This window comes from Halomonas sp. LBP4 (assembly GCF_003202205.1).
Lineage (GTDB): Bacteria > Pseudomonadota > Gammaproteobacteria > Pseudomonadales > Halomonadaceae > Halomonas > Halomonas flagellata.
In genome coordinates, this window is sequence record NZ_PDOG01000003.1 from 614,802 (window position 1) to 632,334 (window position 17,533).

At 56.3% G+C, this 17,533-nt stretch carries 18 protein-coding genes and 3 pseudogenes; 19 read left to right on the top strand and 2 right to left on the bottom strand.

Features of this window, described 5'->3' with window-relative positions:
• Positions 1–55 precede the first annotated feature (55 nt).
• The 8 genes from CR157_RS13265 (at position 56) to CR157_RS13300 (ending at position 5,222) form a co-directional block, all read left to right on the top strand.
• The gene (locus CR157_RS13265) at positions 56–1,501 is read left to right on the top strand and encodes an MBL fold metallo-hydrolase RNA specificity domain-containing protein (RefSeq protein ID WP_110283976.1); all 1,446 of its coding nucleotides are present in this window, start codon (positions 56–58) and stop codon (positions 1,499–1,501) included.
• Positions 1,502–1,546: 45 nt separating this feature from the next.
• A complete protein-coding gene (locus CR157_RS13270; protein ID WP_110284047.1) occupies positions 1,547–1,792 on the top strand; it encodes a hypothetical protein in 246 nt (81 codons plus the stop codon).
• A gap of 11 nt (positions 1,793–1,803) precedes the next feature.
• Positions 1,804–2,037: a hypothetical protein gene (locus CR157_RS13275; protein ID WP_110283977.1), complete on the top strand. Its 234-nt coding sequence runs from the start codon at positions 1,804–1,806 to the stop codon at positions 2,035–2,037.
• Positions 2,038–2,072: 35 nt separating this feature from the next.
• Positions 2,073–2,285 carry a DUF4351 domain-containing protein gene (locus CR157_RS13280; RefSeq protein ID WP_110283978.1) on the top strand — a complete coding sequence of 71 codons (213 nt, stop codon included), beginning with the start codon at positions 2,073–2,075 and terminating at the stop codon, positions 2,283–2,285.
• Between the two features lie 58 nt (positions 2,286–2,343).
• Positions 2,344–2,547: a hypothetical protein gene (locus CR157_RS22840; RefSeq protein ID WP_219999945.1), complete on the top strand. Its 204-nt coding sequence runs from the start codon at positions 2,344–2,346 to the stop codon at positions 2,545–2,547.
• A gap of 1,027 nt (positions 2,548–3,574) precedes the next feature.
• Positions 3,575–3,892: a hypothetical protein gene (locus CR157_RS13290; protein ID WP_110283979.1), complete on the top strand. Its 318-nt coding sequence runs from the start codon at positions 3,575–3,577 to the stop codon at positions 3,890–3,892.
• A gap of 21 nt (positions 3,893–3,913) precedes the next feature.
• Positions 3,914–4,369, top strand: coding sequence for a hypothetical protein (locus CR157_RS13295; RefSeq protein WP_110283980.1), 456 nt, complete (start codon positions 3,914–3,916; stop codon positions 4,367–4,369).
• Positions 4,370–4,427: 58 nt separating this feature from the next.
• The gene (locus tag CR157_RS13300) at positions 4,428–5,222 is read left to right on the top strand and encodes a Wzz/FepE/Etk N-terminal domain-containing protein (protein ID WP_110283981.1); all 795 of its coding nucleotides are present in this window, start codon (positions 4,428–4,430) and stop codon (positions 5,220–5,222) included.
• Here CR157_RS13300 and CR157_RS13305 read toward each other — a convergent pair.
• Positions 5,214–5,589: pseudogene (locus tag CR157_RS13305) on the bottom strand (transposase); the annotation flags it as partial. The gene CR157_RS13300 and the pseudogene CR157_RS13305 overlap by 9 nt on opposite strands.
• A gap of 118 nt (positions 5,590–5,707) precedes the next feature.
• On the opposite strand from CR157_RS13305, the pseudogene CR157_RS13310 reads away from it, so the two are divergent.
• The 8 genes and pseudogenes from CR157_RS13310 to CR157_RS13345 all read left to right on the top strand — a co-directional run bounded on the left by CR157_RS13310 (position 5,708) and on the right by CR157_RS13345 (position 14,386).
• Positions 5,708–6,820: pseudogene (locus CR157_RS13310) on the top strand (ISAs1 family transposase).
• Positions 6,821–6,997: 177 nt separating this feature from the next.
• Entirely contained in the window at positions 6,998–8,056 is a 1,059-nt protein-coding gene (locus tag CR157_RS13315; RefSeq protein ID WP_110283982.1) for a Gfo/Idh/MocA family protein, read from the top strand.
• A 1-nt stretch (position 8,057) separates the two neighbouring features.
• Entirely contained in the window at positions 8,058–8,540 is a 483-nt protein-coding gene (locus tag CR157_RS13320; protein ID WP_110283983.1) for an acyltransferase, read from the top strand.
• The gene (locus tag CR157_RS13325; protein WP_110283984.1) at positions 8,537–9,631 is read left to right on the top strand and encodes a DegT/DnrJ/EryC1/StrS family aminotransferase; all 1,095 of its coding nucleotides are present in this window, start codon (positions 8,537–8,539) and stop codon (positions 9,629–9,631) included. Before CR157_RS13320 ends, CR157_RS13325 begins: the two co-directional genes overlap by 4 nt.
• Before the next feature lie 115 nt (positions 9,632–9,746).
• The gene (locus CR157_RS22280; RefSeq protein ID WP_146218692.1) at positions 9,747–10,661 is read left to right on the top strand and encodes a hypothetical protein; all 915 of its coding nucleotides are present in this window, start codon (positions 9,747–9,749) and stop codon (positions 10,659–10,661) included.
• A gap of 104 nt (positions 10,662–10,765) precedes the next feature.
• A complete protein-coding gene (locus tag CR157_RS13335; RefSeq protein WP_146218693.1) occupies positions 10,766–12,001 on the top strand; it encodes a hypothetical protein in 1,236 nt (411 codons plus the stop codon).
• Entirely contained in the window at positions 11,994–13,268 is a 1,275-nt protein-coding gene (locus tag CR157_RS13340; RefSeq protein WP_110283987.1) for a lipopolysaccharide biosynthesis protein, read from the top strand. The genes CR157_RS13335 and CR157_RS13340 overlap by 8 nt, the downstream gene beginning before the upstream one ends.
• A complete protein-coding gene (locus CR157_RS13345; protein WP_110283988.1) occupies positions 13,265–14,386 on the top strand; it encodes a glycosyltransferase family protein in 1,122 nt (373 codons plus the stop codon). The genes CR157_RS13340 and CR157_RS13345 overlap by 4 nt, the downstream gene beginning before the upstream one ends.
• Positions 14,387–14,512: 126 nt before the next feature.
• On the opposite strand, the pseudogene CR157_RS13350 reads toward CR157_RS13345, so the two are convergent.
• Positions 14,513–14,617: pseudogene (locus tag CR157_RS13350) on the bottom strand (transposase); the annotation flags it as partial.
• 20 nt (positions 14,618–14,637) lie between these two features.
• Here CR157_RS13350 and CR157_RS13355 point away from each other — a divergent pair.
• The 3 genes from CR157_RS13355 to rfbG are packed head-to-tail and all read left to right on the top strand — an operon-like array spanning position 14,638 to position 17,503.
• Entirely contained in the window at positions 14,638–15,648 is a 1,011-nt protein-coding gene (locus CR157_RS13355) for an FAD-binding oxidoreductase (protein WP_110284048.1), read from the top strand.
• Positions 15,645–16,418, top strand: a complete 774-nt coding sequence (rfbF, locus tag CR157_RS13360) for a glucose-1-phosphate cytidylyltransferase (protein WP_110283989.1) — start codon at positions 15,645–15,647, stop codon at positions 16,416–16,418. Before CR157_RS13355 ends, rfbF begins: the two co-directional genes overlap by 4 nt.
• 2 nt (positions 16,419–16,420) lie before the next feature.
• The gene (gene rfbG / locus CR157_RS13365) at positions 16,421–17,503 is read left to right on the top strand and encodes a CDP-glucose 4,6-dehydratase (protein WP_110283990.1); all 1,083 of its coding nucleotides are present in this window, start codon (positions 16,421–16,423) and stop codon (positions 17,501–17,503) included.
• The last annotated feature ends 30 nt before the right edge of the window (positions 17,504–17,533 follow it).

Consider the following 17,533-nt stretch of genomic DNA (forward strand, 5'->3'; position numbering starts at 1 on the left):
TGCCTCGTCAGGAGGTAATCATCCGCGACCATACAATGACGAAGAAGAAGGCAACGTGAACATACGCCACCACGGCGGCGGGGCGGGCGTCACCGGCAGCTGCCACCGCCTGCAGATCGCCCCGGGCCGGGCCCTGCTCGTCGACTGCGGCATCTTCCAGGGGCAGGACGCCGAGCACCTCGACAGCCTCGAGCAGCACCAGGTGCGCTTCCCGGTGGAAGACGTGCTGGCGCTGGTGGTCACCCACGTGCACATCGACCACATCGGCCGGCTACCCTACCTGCTGGCGGCGGGCTACCAGGGGCCGATCCTCTGCTCGGTGCCCTCGGCACGCCTGCTGCCGCTGGTCATCGAAGACGCCCTGAAAATCGGCTTTACCCGCGACCGCGCCCTGATCGAACGCTTCCTGGCCGAAGTGCAGGGGCGGCTGGTGGCGCTGGACTACCAGGCCTGGCACACCGTGCTCGACGACGAACGCCACCGCCTTCGCGTCAAGCTGCAGCGCGCCGGGCACATCCTCGGCTCCGCCTACGTGGAAGTGGATACCCAGGACAAGGCCAGCGGGCAACGCCGGCGCACCGTGTTCTCCGGCGACCTGGGTGCGCCCTACGCGCCGCTGCTGCCCGCGCCCAGGCCGCCGTACTGCGCCGACGTGCTGGTGCTGGAGAGCACCTACGGCGACCGCCAGCACGAAGACCGGCGCCACCGCCGCGAGCGGCTCAAGGCCGCCATCGATAGAGCCCTGGAGAACGGCGGCACCGTGGTGATCCCCGCCTTCAGCGTGGGCCGCACCCAGGAGCTGCTCTACGAGCTGGAAGGGCTGATACACCACGGCCGTGACGAGCGCTGGCGCGAGCTCGAGATCGTCGTCGACTCGCCCCTGGCCGCCCGCTTCACCGCGGTGTACCGCGAGCTCAAGCCCTGGTGGGACGCCGAGGCGCACCAGACGCTGCGCCGTGGCCGCCACCCGCTCAGCTTCGAGAACCTCTACACCGTGGACGGCCACGAAGCCCACGAGCGCACCGTGGCCTACCTGGCCGAGAGCGGCCGGCCCGCGGTGGTGATCGCCGCCAGCGGCATGGTCAGCGGGGGCAGGGTGGTGAACTACCTCAAGCGCATGCTGAGCGATCCACGCCACTGCGCGCTCTTCACCGGCTACCAGGCCGCCGGCACCCCGGGCCGCGACATCCAGCGCCATGGCCCCAGCGGCGGCTGGGTGATGCTGGATGGCCAGCGTATCGACATTCGCGCCCGCATCGAAACCGTGAACGGCTACTCGGCCCATGCCGACCAGCTTGACCTGCTCAACTTCGTACGCCGCATGCGCCACCCGCCGCGGGAAGTGCGCCTGGTACACGGCGACCCCCACGCCCAGGCCGCGCTCAAGGCCAAGCTGCTGGAATGGGCCGAAGGGGCAGGGCGTTCGCTCGAGGTGACGCTGGGCGGCGATTTCCTGGCGGAAGACACGATTCGCAGTAGGGCCGATCGGGCACGGGCATGAGCAAGCGAGCCGAAACGATTGGAAGACCTGCGGGAGGTATACACCATGCTGCAAGAACGTACCGGCCAATGGCCGCAGCGCTGGAAACAGGAAGGTCGCCAGGAAGGCCGCGAGGAAGGCCGCCAGGAAGCGCTGAAAGAGGCTGAGGCCCGCATCCAGGAGGCGAAGCTCGAAGCCAAGCGAGAGACCGCTTGCAATCTAATCGAGACCACCAACCTTGATAATGTCACCATTGCCAATGCGACCGGCCTGAGCGAGGACGAGGTGCGCGAGCTGCGCTCGACCCACTGAAGGTATACACCATGCTGCAAGAACGTACCGGCCAATGGCCGCAGCGCTGGAAACAGGAAGGTCGCCAGGAAGGTCGCGAGGAAGCGCTGAAAGAGGCTGAGGCCCGCATCCAGGAGGCGAAGCTCGAAGCCAAGCGAGAGACCGCTTGCAATCTAATCGAGACCACCAACCTTGATAATGTCACCATTGCCAATGCGACCGGCCTGAGCGAGGACGAGGTGCACGAGCTGCGCTCGACCCACTGAAAGAGTTACCTGGCTTCGGTTCGGAGGCTCAGCACATGCCCTATGTCACCAGTGCCGAACGCTTCGGCATCGAGAAGGGCCGCCAGGAGGGTGAGCTGCTACTGCTCACCAGGCAGATCACACTGAAGTTCGGCGAGCTGCCCGACTGGGCGCGGGAAAGGCTCGAGGGCGCCACCACCGACCAGCTGGAAGCCTGGGCCGAGCGTATCCTGAGTGCCGATAGCCTGGAAGCCCTGCTGAATGAGTGATCGCCCTTCCAGGGCCGAAGACCAAGCGCCGAGCGCCTTGCCGCGAACTGAAGGATCCATGCGCCTGACAGATACCCAACGACAGACCATCCAGCATATCGTCACCGACGAGCTTGGCCCTGGCGCCACCGTAAGGCTATTCGGCTCACGGCGGGACGACAGCGCCCGTGGCGGCGATATCGTCGTTGAGCTCGATGCGCCAGTGGAGCATCCCGCACAGCTCTCTGCCCGGCTCAGCGTGCGCATCATGCGCGCCATATGAACGACAATCTTTCGCAGCGCCTGCGCGCAGCGGGATGAACGGTGGGAAGCGGACCTGCGGGCCAGCCTGCCAGGCAGTTGAAGACAGCCGGGTAGCCGGTGACCGACGCCGCTGGAAGCCCCCTAGGGGCGGGCCTCGGCGCCTGAACCCGCCTCCGGGGTCTGACCCCCGGGATGTCGAGGTCACCGCGGGGGGCCTATTTCGCCGAGGCACATCGGGCACGGGGTCAGACCCCAAGGATGCGACCTCGGCGCCTTCATCTTCGAACATGCTTCCACCGTCGAGAAAGTGCAGGCGATTTCCCCGAGTCGAGCTGCCATGCCCCCGCCAACACATGCGCCCATCACCCAGCCCTGTAGGAGCCAGGCTCCGCCGGGCGATCGGCGCCGATAGGCGCCCCGGCGGTAACCCCCGTATGCTCCCATCACCGCCCCCATTCCCCCGAGTATCCCTCTGTTTCCCCGCCTGTTTTCCTGTTGACCCGCACACCGGGTGCTGTATGCTCCCAACCCCAAGCAGACTTAGCCCATCACGCATGGCCTACAGCGACCCCCGCGCTCAGCCATGGAGCACGGCCGCGTGTTGGCGTAGAATGCATCGACTCCAAAGAACGATACCGCAGGGGCCGCCGAGCCGAGGCTTGGCAAGGGACGATGAAGGGGGCGGAGCAACCGCCTCCCCGGCATGTTTTTGCTCGCCTACCATGGCGCTGCGCTTCCCTTGTCCTCGCCGCTCGCTCCCCACGGTATCCAGGCTTGATACAGGGCATGGGAATGCGCCCGGCAAAATCCCCGGGCGGTAGCGTGCCCGAATGGCAACGACCACTCGGAACGAGCGAATGCACCAGCAGTCCCCTGGCATAGGCTCAGGAATGGTGGCAGCAGCCTCTGCCGGCAGCTCGATACCTCGGCGAAGGAAGCCGCAGGCCCCCACACTACCCAAGCCCTATGTTTTTTCGCCAGCCGCTGCTTTAGCCTGCGCTTAACCAGCCACGGTTGGCCTCTTCAATGACCAGGGACCGCCACCCATGACCATGCACCAGCGTTGGACGCTGCACGTCGAACACTTCGCCCGCTTCGAGCAGGCGGATTTCGACCTGCGCCCTCTGACCCTGTTCGTGGGCGAGAACAACAGCGGCAAGAGCTATGTCGACCAGGAGCTGATCGCGCCCGACAAAGTGGCAGCCTTCCAGTTCCGCCGCGAGCGGCAGATCACCCAGGTCGCACGGTTCGAGCAGTCGGAGGGCGACATCGCCGTACCGACGTTCAACGAGCCGCTGGAATCCCTGCTGGAAGAAGTGCTGACGCTTCAGGACAACACCGTCTCCGCCACGCAGGTGCAGTAGCGGCTGGCCGCAAGGAACGCGATGAGCTCACTGGACAAACGGCTGGCCTGTATCGAGCCCGATCATTACCAGCAAGGGGAGCGGGTCGACGTCATCGAAACTCGGCTGCAAGGAGCCGGCACCGCCACCTTCGAGGCACCGCAAGGGCACTGCTTGTTGCGATTCAACCTGAGTGAAGACAACCGGCTGCGTTACCTGAAACAGCAAAAGGTGGCGGACGGCGTATTGCTTGAGCTCGATGGCCAAGCGCAACCCATCGCCCTGCACCTGGTCGAGCTCAAGGGGCGGGTCGACACCCGTGCCTGGGCGCACATCCCGAACCCCGTCACCTTCAAAGCTCCTATCGGGCGCAGGCCGCAAGGTAATGCCGGCAATGACTGGGCGGCTACCCACTGCCGCATCAGCGAAGACGCCACCGCCATTGCCCACGAACGTTACCAGCGCGATGGCGCCGGTAACGTCCATATCCGGCTTTGAAGGCAAGTGGGAAGCCTTACTCTCTCATCCTCTCGATCTCACCTATCGGCGACACCGCATGAACCAGATACCTTCTCAAGAACCGCAGCGCTACCCCCAAGACGATGAAATCTCCCTGGTCGATCTCGCCAAGATACTCATCAAACGCTGGAAGATGATGGCCATTGTGTTCCTGGTCGTCGTGCTAGGTGCCTTGGCCTATGTGCTGACCATGACACGAACCTACGAATACGTCTCGATCTATCAGGTTGCGGAGCAGGCGCCAAACGGTGACAGTGCGGTGGCAAGCCTGGAAGCGCCGGGCGCCGTGGTGGCCAAGGTCAACAACCTCTACCTGGGGCCGGTGACCCGTGAGCTTCAAAATTCAGCGGGGCTGGAACGTCTGCCGTTCGAACTTTCAGTATCGAATCCCAGCGATACCCAGCTAATCCGACTGAGCTCTGAAGCCGCGGAAGCCGATAGCGAGCTAGTTGCCCAGATGCACCAAGTCTTGCTGACACGCATTGAAGAAGGACAGCAGGAGTTGCTGGAGCGACGGCGGGCGAGCCTGGAGCGGCGACTTGTGAGTGCCGAGCGTGCCCTTGACGCAGCCCAGGAGAGTAATAGTGCCTTCGCGGGAGATCTGATTGCCAATTACACCACCAGAGTCTCCGAGATCGAAGGCCAGTTAGCACAGCTTCAGGAAGGGGGAGTTGTCCAGGTATCGGTACAAGGCCTCGACCCCATTGGCACTAGCCGCAGCCTGATTATGGCATTGGCCATTGTTCTCGGTGGTATGCTGGCTGCTATGGTGGCTTTCCTTGCGCAGTTTGCGGGTGCGGTCCGGGACAGTCTTAGTGAAGAGTTACTTTGAGTAACATGATTTGCAATGAAGCTCAGCCATCCGAATCACCCGTTGGGGTTGCGGCTTGCAGCGCACGACCGCGATGAGCAGCCGTGTCGGCAGCGCCCCGAGGTCAAAGCTGCGGTTGAAGCAGTAGCTGAACGCCGCGAGGTAACGCGTTGCATACTTGCGAAAGCCGAAGGCATGGTAACACCCCCGACATGCAGGTCTTGAGGTTGCCGAGTACGGTGTTGATCCAGTGGAACTCGGGCACGTCCTTGGGTTTTCGCCCCGCGATGACGGTGGGCTGATGCGTACAGCCTGCCGTGGTGACGGCAGCGAAGCAGGCCAGGCCGTCGGAGTACACCGTACTGCCAGGCGCCAGTGTCGCCTGGGCCAGGGAAAACGCATGAAAAAACGCTCTACGACGGGCTTCGTGGCGCTTTACCAGTAGGAGCTAATGCGATTATCTAACGGCTTTAGCTCATAGATGACTCATACTGACACCGTCTCTCATGCAACATTTATCGATTGTCCCCGACTTTCGCCAGGCTTAGAAAGTGCAGCACCAGCTGTCTGATACCCTGTTTCTGACCGCTGGCGCGGTGATCTGTGGTGCTTAGGGTTGGGACGAGATCGAAGATTTTGGGCACGCGAAGCTGGATTTTCTCCGCTAGTACGGCGATTTCAGCGCTGGCATTCCCAGCGACGATACCTTGGCCAGGGTCATGGCGCTGGTGAATGCCGATCAGCTCCAAAGCGCGTTTGCCAAAGCGCGTTTGCCGAATGGATGAAGGCCTGCCATGACGTCACTGAAGGTGCGGTGGTGGCCATTGATGGCAAGATACTGCGCGGCTCGCACTGCCGTGGCAAGGGCAAAGGTGTCATTCACATGGTGAGTGCCTTCAGTGCCGCCAATGGTGTTGTGTTGGGGCAGGTCAAGACAGCCGAGAAGTCCAATGAGATCACGGCGATTCCTGAGCTACTCAAGCTCCTGAACCTTCAAGGGTGATGGTGACCATTGATGCCATGGGCTGCCAGAAAAAGATCGCGACGCAGATCCTGCAGCAGGGTGCAGACTACCTGCTGTCGGTGAAGGAAAACCAGCCAGCCTTGGCAGATGCCTTTGAGGCGGCGTTCCCCATGGCGAAGGTGGTCAACTTCGAAGGTGATGCCTATGTCACGGATGAGAAGAACCGAGGACGCCAGGAGACTCGTTACCACATTGTCAGTGACCTTCCTTCAGAGTTTCAGGAGGTTAGCTACGAGTGGCCGGGGTTGATAACGGTCGGTGTCGTGATGAGCTTTCGCCAGGAGGGGGGTGAAGCCCCTGAGGCGCCGATGATCCGCTACTACATCAGCTCGGCCGAACTCAGTGCCAAAAAGCTCGCAGAAGCGGCCCGCCAGCATTGGTTCGTCGAGAATAAGCTGCACTGGTCTTTGGATGTAGCGCTTCGAGAAGATGCCTGCAAAATCCACCGCGGGAGGCAGCAGAAAATCTTGCCAGGGTCCGTCATATTGCGCTGAATTACCTGAAAGGGGAGGCGCGTTTCAAGGGCGGAATCCGGCGAAAACAAAAGAAAGCTGCGCTGGATGAGACGTACCTCGCTGACATTCTCGCGGTGTGAAAGCTTTCATGCGTTTTCCCTGAGGGGTGTCCACTTTAGCTGGCAAGATGAGGATGTGGCGTTAAGGGTCTCTCGCACCAAACTGCGCTTGCCACTTGGATTTGCAAAATCCCGGATTGGCTCCCGTTCAGACGGTTGAACGGCCGCAGAACTTATATCTTAATCTTAGGGGAACATATGCTTCGCTTTGCTTTGGTCGGATGCGGTCGCATCACGGTTCGACACTCGGAACTGCTCGGCAAAGGGTTGGTGTCAGGCGCCAGCCTCGCCGCCGTTTGCGATGTGAACGAACAGAAAGCCGCAGAGATTGGCGGCCGTTACAAGGTTCCGTACTACTGTGACATGCACGAGATGATGAGCCGAGAAGACGTCGACGTCGTCGTCGTGCTGACCGAGAGCGGCAACCATGCCAATCATGTCATCGACCTGGCGCCCTACCGAAGGCACATCGTGGTCGAGAAGCCAATGGCGCTTACGCTTCCCGATGCCGAGGCTATGATTCGTGCCTGCGATCTGAACGGCATCAAGCTTTTCGTAGTGAAACAGAACCGCTTCAATCTGCCGGTGCGCAAGCTGCGGGAGGCTCTGGAAGCGGGCCGCTTCGGGAAGCTGGTGATGGGTACTGTGCGCGTGCGCTGGTGCCGCCCGCAAGCCTATTACGATCAGGATGCGTGGCGCGGAACTTGGGCGTTGGATGGCGGTGTGCTCACCAATCAGGCCAGCCACCATATCGATTTGCTGGAATGGATGATGGGCGAGGTCGAGAGCGTGTACGCGCTCAGCCATACTGCGCTGGTCGACATCGAAACGGAAGATACCGCCGTTGTCGCGCTGCGCTTCGCGAATGGAGCACTCGGGTTGGTTGAGGCCACTACGGCGATACGACCTAAAGACTTGGAAGGTTCGCTGTCAGTGTTGGGTGAGAAGGGTTCGGTCGAAATAGGGGGGTTCGCGGTCAATGAGATCAAGCATTGGAACTTCGTTGAGCCCAGCGAGGAGGATGAGGAAGTCCTGTCGAAATACTCGGTCAACCCCCCTAACGTGTATGGCTTCGGCCATAAGGAATACTACGAGCACGTCGTCGATTGCATCGTCAATGATACTCAGCAGTTGGTGGACGGCCTGGAGGGGCGCAAGAGTCTGGAGTTGATTACGGCGATCTATGAATCGGTGGAGACTGGAAAGGAAGTTCGCCTCCGCTTCCGTCCCATGCTGTGCAAGCTGGGACAGCGCTGATATGGTTGAGCGTGATGGGCATTCGCCGCGCCGGCTCCAGGCCGGGATAGTGGACGTTCGATTCGGTCGAAACGTTACCTATGTCGAACCGGTAAACTTGTACGGCTGCAGCATTGGCGACGATACCTTTGTTGGCCCCTTTGTTGAAATACAGAGAGAAGTTCGGATTGGGGAGCGTTGCCGCATCCAGTCACACAGTTTCATCTGCGAACTTGTGGAAATCGGCAATGATTGCGTCGTGGCTCATGGCGTTATGTTTATCAACGATACCTTCAGAACCGGTGGACCCGCTCGCGGCGACCGCTCGCGTTGGCGCAATACTCATATTGGTGACAGAGTGTCGATCGGTAGCAATGCGACAATCATGCCGGTGACGATATGCGATGATGTCGTAATCGGCGCAGGCTCCGTCGTCATCCGAGATATAACGCAGCCGGGTATTTACGCAGGCAATCCTGCGCGGCAGATAAGAGGCATGGAATGACAAAGTTTCTTGACCTTCAGAAGCAGTATGGTGCTATAAAGAATGAAATTGACAATGCGATTTCGTCCGTCATCACCGATTCTGCCTTCGTAGGCGGCAAGTACGTACAAGAGTTCGAAGTGGCGTTTGCCACTTATCAGCAGGCAGAGCATTGCATTGGCGTCGGCAACGGTACTGATGCGATTGAGATCCTGATCGAAGCGCTAGCCTTACCCTCAGGCAGCGAGATTATCGTGCCAGCCAATTCTTTCATCGCCAGCAGCGAAGCGGTATCGCGTACCGGACACCGTGTCGTATTCGCCGACGTTGACCCGCACACCTACACGCTGGACGTCGATGATGTGGCGAAGCGAATCACGGCCAAGACCGTCGCGATCATGGCCGTGCATCTGTACGGCCATCCCTGCGATATGGATGCTCTGGGCCGTCTGGCGGATGAGTATGGTCTTGCGATCATCGAAGATTGCGCGCAGGCACACGGCGCCGAGTACAAAGGGCGTCGAGTTGGCACTTTCGGCGCTGGCGGCACCTTTAGCTTCTATCCGGGTAAGAATTTGGGGGCCTATGGCGATGGCGGCGCTATCTTGACCAACGATGCCGAGCTTGCGCTACAGTGCCGGCGGATCGCCAATCACGGACGGACCAAGAAGTACGAGCATCTGTTCGAGGGGCGCAATAGTCGTCTCGATGGCCTGCAGGCCGCGATCCTGACTGTCAAGCTCAAGCATCTGGACTCCTGGATCGAGACGCGTGGGCGGGTAGCGGCACTTTATCTGGAGAAACTCCGTGAATTGCCGGGCCTGATCCTGCCGAGTCTGCCCAAAAAAGGACGGCATGCCTTCCACCTTTTCGTTGTCAGGACTGAAGACCGGGATGCACTGGCTGCGCACTTGCATATGCAAGGCATCCAGACAGGGGTTCATTATCCGGTCGCGTTGCCGAAGTTGGCCGCCTATGCTTATATTGGGCAGGCGGAAGAGCCCCTGCGGGCGAATTTTCTCGACAGCCAGTTGCTATCACTCCCTATGGGGGAGCACCTTGGTGATGACGATGTGCGGCATGTAATCGATGCTGTGGTTTCGTTTTTTTAGTACTACTGTGTCACAAACTCGTCGTTTCCTGCCACTAACTATATGCTGAAATGGCCGAAGCCCAGCAGGACCAGGTCATTACGGCACTCAGAATCTTCTCGATTGGACAATCCTGATGACAATATATGGTTATCCAAATGTGGGGCGTTTTGGTCTCGGCCATTCACTGTTGGCTTGGGCACGTTGCACTGTCTGGTGCAGGGAAAATGATGCCACAATGCTGGGTCCAGTCTGGTTGCGCCCGCGGGTTGGCCCCTACCTGCGAAGAGAGCGGGACAAGCGAGAATATTTCCGCCTGTTTACCAATGCCCCCTATCCGAGCATGTTGAAAAGGGCAGCGGTGCTGGCCACCGCCACAAAGATTAAGGCCGAGGATGTTGCACCGGGCAGCTTGCCGAGAAACGGCCAAAGCAAAACCGTTGTAGTGTTTCAAAACTCCTATGCCAATAATTTCGAGAAGCATTTCCACGAAATCATTGGTCACGGAGCCATGTTGAGAGATGCTCTTCACGCCATGACGCGTGAGAAATACTCACCGAGAGGCTCTTTCACCGAGCCATTTGTTGCCATTCATGTCCGATTGGGGGATTTTCAGTCCTATAATTCCAAAGCTGTTGAGGATGGAAGGCACAATCATCGCTTACCCCTTAACTGGTACGGAGAGGCTCTTTGCGCCTTGCGAACGGCACTCGGAACAGATGTACCCGCCGTTGTTTATTCCGATGGTCACGACCATGAACTCGCTCCTCTTTTGGCCTTGCCGAATGTGCAACGGGCAGCGGATGGTGTGGCAATAACGCATATGCTAGAAATGACACATGCGGTTGCGTTGATTGCGGCAGGCTCAGGGTTCAGCTTCTGGTCGGCGTTTCTTGGTGAGGTGCCACGCGTTGTCTTTCCGGGCCAAGACTTCGGTGCAGCGCAGGTTCGTTTGCCGACCTATGTCTTGGGAAAGGAGCGGCAGCCTATTCCACATGATTTTTGCGAAGCAGTTAAAGCCCGTCTTGCGACCAAGCGCTACGACACGTGATTGACATGAAGTTACGAATAGTATGTCTAGTGCTAACGGCGTTATACATCACCTTCTTCCATTATATCTATATCACTTGGGGAGTGAGGTATTGGAATCTTGGGTTGACGTTTGACCCAGTTCTGGGTCTCTCGTTTTTGGGCGTTTTTCTTAGTCTTATTTATGTGTTTCTAACATCGACTAGTCTAAAAAATATCGGCGCATTTATCGTCGAAGCGCATTTTATTATCATTATTTTGCCGGCAATGTTAGTCTTACCGATGCAAGATTATCCGCCGAAGCAACGCTTAACATTGATGCTGAGTTTGTTCTTTGGACAGCTCATTCTGAAGGCCATTTCCCGGCTGCGAATTGGCACAGTCACTATAACCAAAGATTCGAATCTAAACTCAAAAGTAATGCGTAATTTCGTTCTGGGTTTAACTTTTGCGCTTTTGATTTATTTGATTGTCGCATATTTTCCTTATATGAAATTGCATGCGCTGGATGACGTTCATTCCTACAGGGCCCAAGTTTCACAGGCCGTATCAGCACCTTTAATTGGTTATGTGCTAGGATTCTTGCAAATCACCGCTGCGCCGGTGTTGCTTTCAATAGGGATTTTCACACGACGACGGTTTCTGGTAGCAGTGGCGATCGCGATTTCCTTAATCATCTATATGGCGGTGGGCGCCAAAATTGCCTTGGCTCAAATCCTGTTGACTATGGCATTTGCAGTCATTACAAGACAGTCAAAAACTCTCACCATACTGCCCCTTTATGTGATGTTTACCGTGCTACTTGCCGTTAATGCGATCATTATCGCTTTGGGCGCTGCTGAAAGAGGTGTAGGACTTGAAGCATCTGCAGTCATTTTTATGCGGTCATTTGCCCTTCAATCAGCTCAGATAGGGATCTATTACGACTTCTTTTTGGAACATGTGAATACCTATTATTCGCACCTGAATATTTTTAGATTGATCTTGGATTATCCGTATCAAGACTCTCTGGGGATCACGATAGGTAACTTCATGGGGGCGGGTGGAAAAATGAACGCCAATGCAGGGTTCTGGGCAACAGACGGTCTAGCCGCAGCGGATATTACCGGTCTTTTCATCATTGCCGTCATCTTTGGGGTGGTCATCGTTTATATGAAATTCTTGCTGCCGCCTTCTATGACTCCAGTCGCGGCCTGCGCTACCCTTCCTTTCCTGATGGCATGTGCAAATGGGTCGTTATTTACAAATTTGTTGAGCGGTGGTGGAATCTTTCTGATGCTGTGGGTGCGCTTCCTGTTGAAGCCCAGTTTAAGTGAAAATGGTGATTCTGCTACTACTACGGGTAAAACGGTAGATGCGTGATGGTGGTTTTACTAATTTCATGATGGTAAAGTCGACCGCGATCGTCCTTTCTGGAGCACTTCTGGCACAACTGATAGGATTTGTCTCCATACCAATTCTATCTCGAGTTTTCACGCCGGCTGAGATGGGAATATTCCAGATCGCATCGGCTGCGATGGCCACAACCTTGCCACTGAGCACGCTCAAATATGAATTCGCTATTCTGAGGGTGAAAGCCAATTGGCAGGTGGCTGCATTACTTTATACCTGTATTGTGATGACGGTTTGCATGGCAGTCATTGTGCCCTCGGTCGGTCATTTATGGCGTAGTCTGGGTGGTCCGTTAGATAATATCTGGACAAGCTGGATGCTATTCGCGATGCTGACCGGCGGAGGTATTTTTCAAGCGGTTTGGCAGGTGGCGGTACGAGAAAGCCGTTATACACGAATGGCATTGGCTAAACCCCTTCAGGCTCTAGTGTTCAACCTTTTCTCAATTGTTGGAGGGTTTTCTAGTGCCGCCGGTGCCGTCATTCTGGTACTTGGTGATATGTTGAGTCGAATCGCTTCGAGCGCCGTCGCTTTGAGGAAGTGCGATATTTGGCCCGAGCGTATTACATCGCACCTTAATATTCGCAGACTGCGTTTATTGCTTTGGCGTCACCGGAAATATCCCTTTTTCTCCGTGCCAAGTGGGATCATAGGGGCTTTCGCAGCCTCGCTCCCAGTGTTTTGGCTTGGAGCTATGTATTCTGATGAAGTGGTAGGTCAGTTTGGGATGGCCTGGCGTACTGTTTTTATGCCAGCAACCATGATAACTTTAGCCATTAGTCAAGTCGTGAATGGGCGTCTTTCGATTATCGTCCGCCAGAACAGTATGCATGTTGGGTCATATATTATGAAAGTCGCTTTTACCGTGACCGCATATGCGACTCTGCCTATTCTGTCACTGCTGATATGGGGAGAATCAGCGCTTATGCTGCTTCTAGGCCCAGAATGGGATATGGCCGGGAAGATGCTGAATGCAATGGTGCCGCTGCTTTTTTCGGTTGTTTTAGGTGGTCCTATCGGTATGACCTTAGTCGTGATCGGCCGGCCGGATCTTCAGCTTTACTGGGATCTTTCAAGGCTTTTTCTTTTGGTAGCGGTCTTCTCCGTTTGTGTGTCTGTATCTATAAATCCTGTCTTTTTCGTACTGGGATATAGTATGGCAATGCTAATGGCCAGCGTCTGCTTTCTAGCCCTCTCGGTTTGGGCCTCACACAAGAGCTATGCACCAGCATCATGAGTCTACGTGTCTTCCAGGTTGGAAACATTTATGGAGCACATCTTGCGCGGCTGAAATGTCGGCTGGATAGTCTCGAACAGTTTGAAGCGGTTCACAAGACCATTTTGAACGATATACCGCAGACGTTGCTTTTGGCTCCGGCTATTGAAGGCAGTAGCGAATATTTTTTGTGTTTTCCCCAATATGAGCGCGGGTTGAGGCTATGGGCGCGGGAACAGGGGATGCCGGAAAAGGTGAGCTCTGAGGATATCTTACTTGCCCAAATCGAGCATCACCGATCAGAGGTATTTTACACAATCAATGCTTCACGGCATTCCAAGGCATTTTTGCAGCGTATGCCAGGCTCGGTGCGTCTCAAGGTTGCTTGGTTGGGGTCACGAATCGTGGGTGATGCCTTCCCCTTGTTTGATGCGATCGTCTCGAATTTTCCGAGCCTAAATGCGATTCATTCGGCACAAGGGTTGAACACCCATTACCTGGCTCCCTCCTATGAGACGCAGACGGATTGCTTCTTCGACGAGAGCGCTACCCGGCCGATCGATATTTTCTTCGCTGGCACTTATTCACGGCACCATAGGAATCGTGCCCGTCTCATTGAGTCCGTCGCCAAATGGGCACTTTTCCGGAATGTTGAGACCCGGTTTCATCTTTTAAATTCGCGCTACACAACCTTGGCCGAATGGACACCCTTAGGTTGGATACCGCCCTTCCGGGATGTGCGCCGACCGCAGTCCGTGAGACGTGTCGCACGTCCGCCGATTTTCGGGGCAGAGATGTTTCGACAGCTTTGTTCAACCAAGGTGGTTATCAACATGGCTATTGACATTGCGGGTCAGGATCGAGGTAATATGCGGTGTTTTGAAGCCGTCTCTGCCGGCGTAACAATGATTTCGGATGATGGGGTTTTTCCTGAAGGATTTGAAAGCGGCGTTACTCATCTTGTTTATAAAGATATAGAGGGCGCGTTAGTGCACTTGGAGGCTTGTATGGCTTCCCCAGAGAAGTATCAGGTCTTGGGCCAGACAGGGGCGCGAATGCTGCGCGAGAGATACAGTAAGGCAAAGCAATGGACTGAGTTTGTTGCCTTGTGCGACCGATTGTATGGTTCGTTGTGTTGATTGTGGTAAAAGATATGCACATTTTTCCCGTGACATCATCGTCGCATCACGCTTGTAGTGCCAATTTTGACAACGCGTTTCCAGGCTAATCAGTGGATTACGCTTCTATCTGTCGAATTCGGGGGCCTTGGTAAAAGTCTGCTCGATATTGAAGCAGTCGACCGTGACCTCGGCACTGGGCAGGTGTTCAGCAACGCCACTCAGGAAGGCCTGGGACATGTCACAGACCACCGTTGGTAAAGCATAAAGCTATGAATTTTGTAAAGTTAAAAAATGGCAAAAAATTTGAATCTTTTGCCGATAAGTCGATTCTTGATGCTGCGCTTCAGCAGAATATTATTCTGGAGTATAGTTGCCGTACCGGGCGCTGCGGTGTGTGCAAGACTAAAACATTGCAAGGTAAAACAAAGTTATTGCAGCCTGAAGAATCGCTTACGAATAAGGACCGATCTGCCGGGAATATTTTGACCTGTTGCCGTAGCGCTGAAAGCGATCTTGTGTTAGAAGCAGAAGACTTGGGTATTCTGGATAATTATCCAGCAAGGATTTTTCCTTGTCGCATTGACAGTCTTAGGAAAATGACTTCGAATGTGATGGAAGTCATTTTACGTCTTCCTCCTACACAACCAATTCATTACCTGCCGGGCCAGTATGTTGACGTAATTGGGAAAGGCGGGGTTCGGAGGAGTTACTCTATAGCCAACTCTCCTCGTGATGACGGTCGCATCACACTCTTCATAAAGAAAGTAAAAGGTGGAGAGATGAGTCACTATTGGTTTAATGAAGCTAAGGTAAACGACCTACTTCGTCTGGAAGGCCCACTTGGCACATTCTTTTTTCGGGAGGATGCTCCAGGAACAGTTGTAATGCTTGCCACTGGAACGGGCATTGCCCCGGTCAAAGCTTTGTTGGAACAATTGGATTCAAATCCAGTCCTCATTGAAGGACGTCGTATTGTTGTTATCTGGGGTAATCGCGTCGAACAAGATATTTTTTGGGAACATAAATTTGGGCGATTGGATTTTAGTTATATTCCAGTGCTTTCTAAAGCGAGCAAAAGCTGGAGAGGAGCCCGTGGATATGTTCAGGGAGTGCTTCTGCAAAGTGAAATGAAGTTGGAGGACGTCGCAGTTTATGCCTGTGGTTCGGAAGAAATGATCAATTCGGCAAAAACCGAATTGATCCAATCAGGCCTATTTCCACATCACTTCCATTCTGATGCATTCGTAAGTTCTAACCAAGTGAAAGGTAACCGAGCATGAAAGCTGTCATTCTGGCCGGGGGGCTAGGCACAAGGTTAAGCGAAGAAACATCGACTCGCCCTAAACCCATGGTAGAGATCGGTGGTAAGCCGATTCTCTGGCACATCATGAAGATGTACTCAGCACATGGCATCAATGACTTTGTCATTTGCTGCGGGTACAAGGGGTACGTGATCAAGGAGTATTTTGCCAACTATTTTCTGCACATGTCCGATGTCAGCTTCAATATGCGTGACAATACCATGGAGGTTCACGACAAACGCGCCGAACCCTGGAATGTCACGCTGGTGGATACCGGTGAAGACTCCATGACAGGCGGCCGGCTGCTGCGTGTGGCCGACTATATCAAGCACGAAGAGGCCTTCTGCTTCACCTATGGTGACGGGGTGGGGGATATCAACATCGCCGAGACTGTTGATTTTCACCGTACCCATGGCAAGGTGGCCACCCTGACATCCACCTATCCGCCGGGACGCTTCGGGGCGTTGGACATTCGCCAGCGCCAGGTCATGAGCTTCAAGGAAAAGCCCAAGGGCGACGGTGCCATGATCAATGGTGGCTTCTTCGTCCTGTCTCCGCGTGTGCTGGATTACCTCGGGGACGACAAGACGGTCTGGGAGCAAGCCCCCCTGATGAACCTGGCCGCCGACGGTGAGCTGATGGCGTACGAGCACGATGGCTTCTGGCAGCCGATGGATACGCTTCGCGACAAGAACCACCTCGAGGCGTTGTGGGACAGCGGTAACGCGCCTTGGAAGCAATGGGATTGAGCATGGCAGGCACCGTGACGCCGGGCTTCTGGCGCGGCAAGAGAGTATTCCTGACCGGCCACACGGGCTTCAAGGGCAGTTGGCTCGTGTTATGGCTTCAGCAGCTGGGGGCCGAGGTGAAAGGCTACGCCCTGGCACCGCCAACCTCACCGGCGCTGTTTGAAGAAGCCCGAGTCAACGAAGGAATGGAGTCCGAGCTTGCCGACATCCGCGATCTGCCGACGCTGACCCGCAGCATGGCCTCGTTCAATCCCGACGTGCTGATCCATATGGCGGCGCAGCCCCTGGTTCGCCTGTCATACCGCGAACCTGTCGAGACCTATTCCACCAATGTCATGGGTAGCCTGCACGTACTGGAAGCCGCCCGGCAGTGCTCGAACCTGCGTGTCATCGTCAACGTCACCACCGACAAGTGTTACGAAAACCAGGAATGGGTTTGGGGGTATCGAGAAAACGAGCCGATGGGTGGGCACGACCCCTACAGCAGCAGCAAGGCCTGTGTCGAGCTGTTGACGGCGGCGTACCGCAATTCGTTCTTCCATCTGCCCGGCGCGCCGGCCCTTGCCTCCGCCCGCGCCGGCAATGTCATCGGCGGCGGCGACTGGTCAGACGACCGCCTCATTCCGGATATTCTCCTAGCCTTCGAGCAGGGGCGAGCGGTAAAGATCCGCAACCCCGGTGCCATTCGCCCCTGGCAGCATGTGCTCGAACCCCTGGGAGGATACCTGGTGCTGGCCGAGCGACTCTGGGAGCACGGTTCCGACTTTGCACAGGCATGGAACTTCGGGCCCCGTGATGAAGACGCACGGCCGGTCGCCTGGATTCTCGGCCGGATGGCGCAATGCTGGGGGCAGGGAGCGACCTGGGAGCCTGATGACGCCCCCCAGCCTCACGAGGCCCACTACCTCAAGTTGGACATCTCGAAAGCACGTGCCACCCTGGGGTGGTCGCCCACCTGGACGCTCGAGACCACGCTCAGCCGCATCGTCGAGTGGCATCGCGGCTGGCGAAAAGGAGACGACGTTCGCCAGCGCTGTCTCTATGAGATAGACGCCTATCAGGCCGATATGGCCGCGCGGCACTAATCCCTCATTCATCGATTATCAGGATATCGC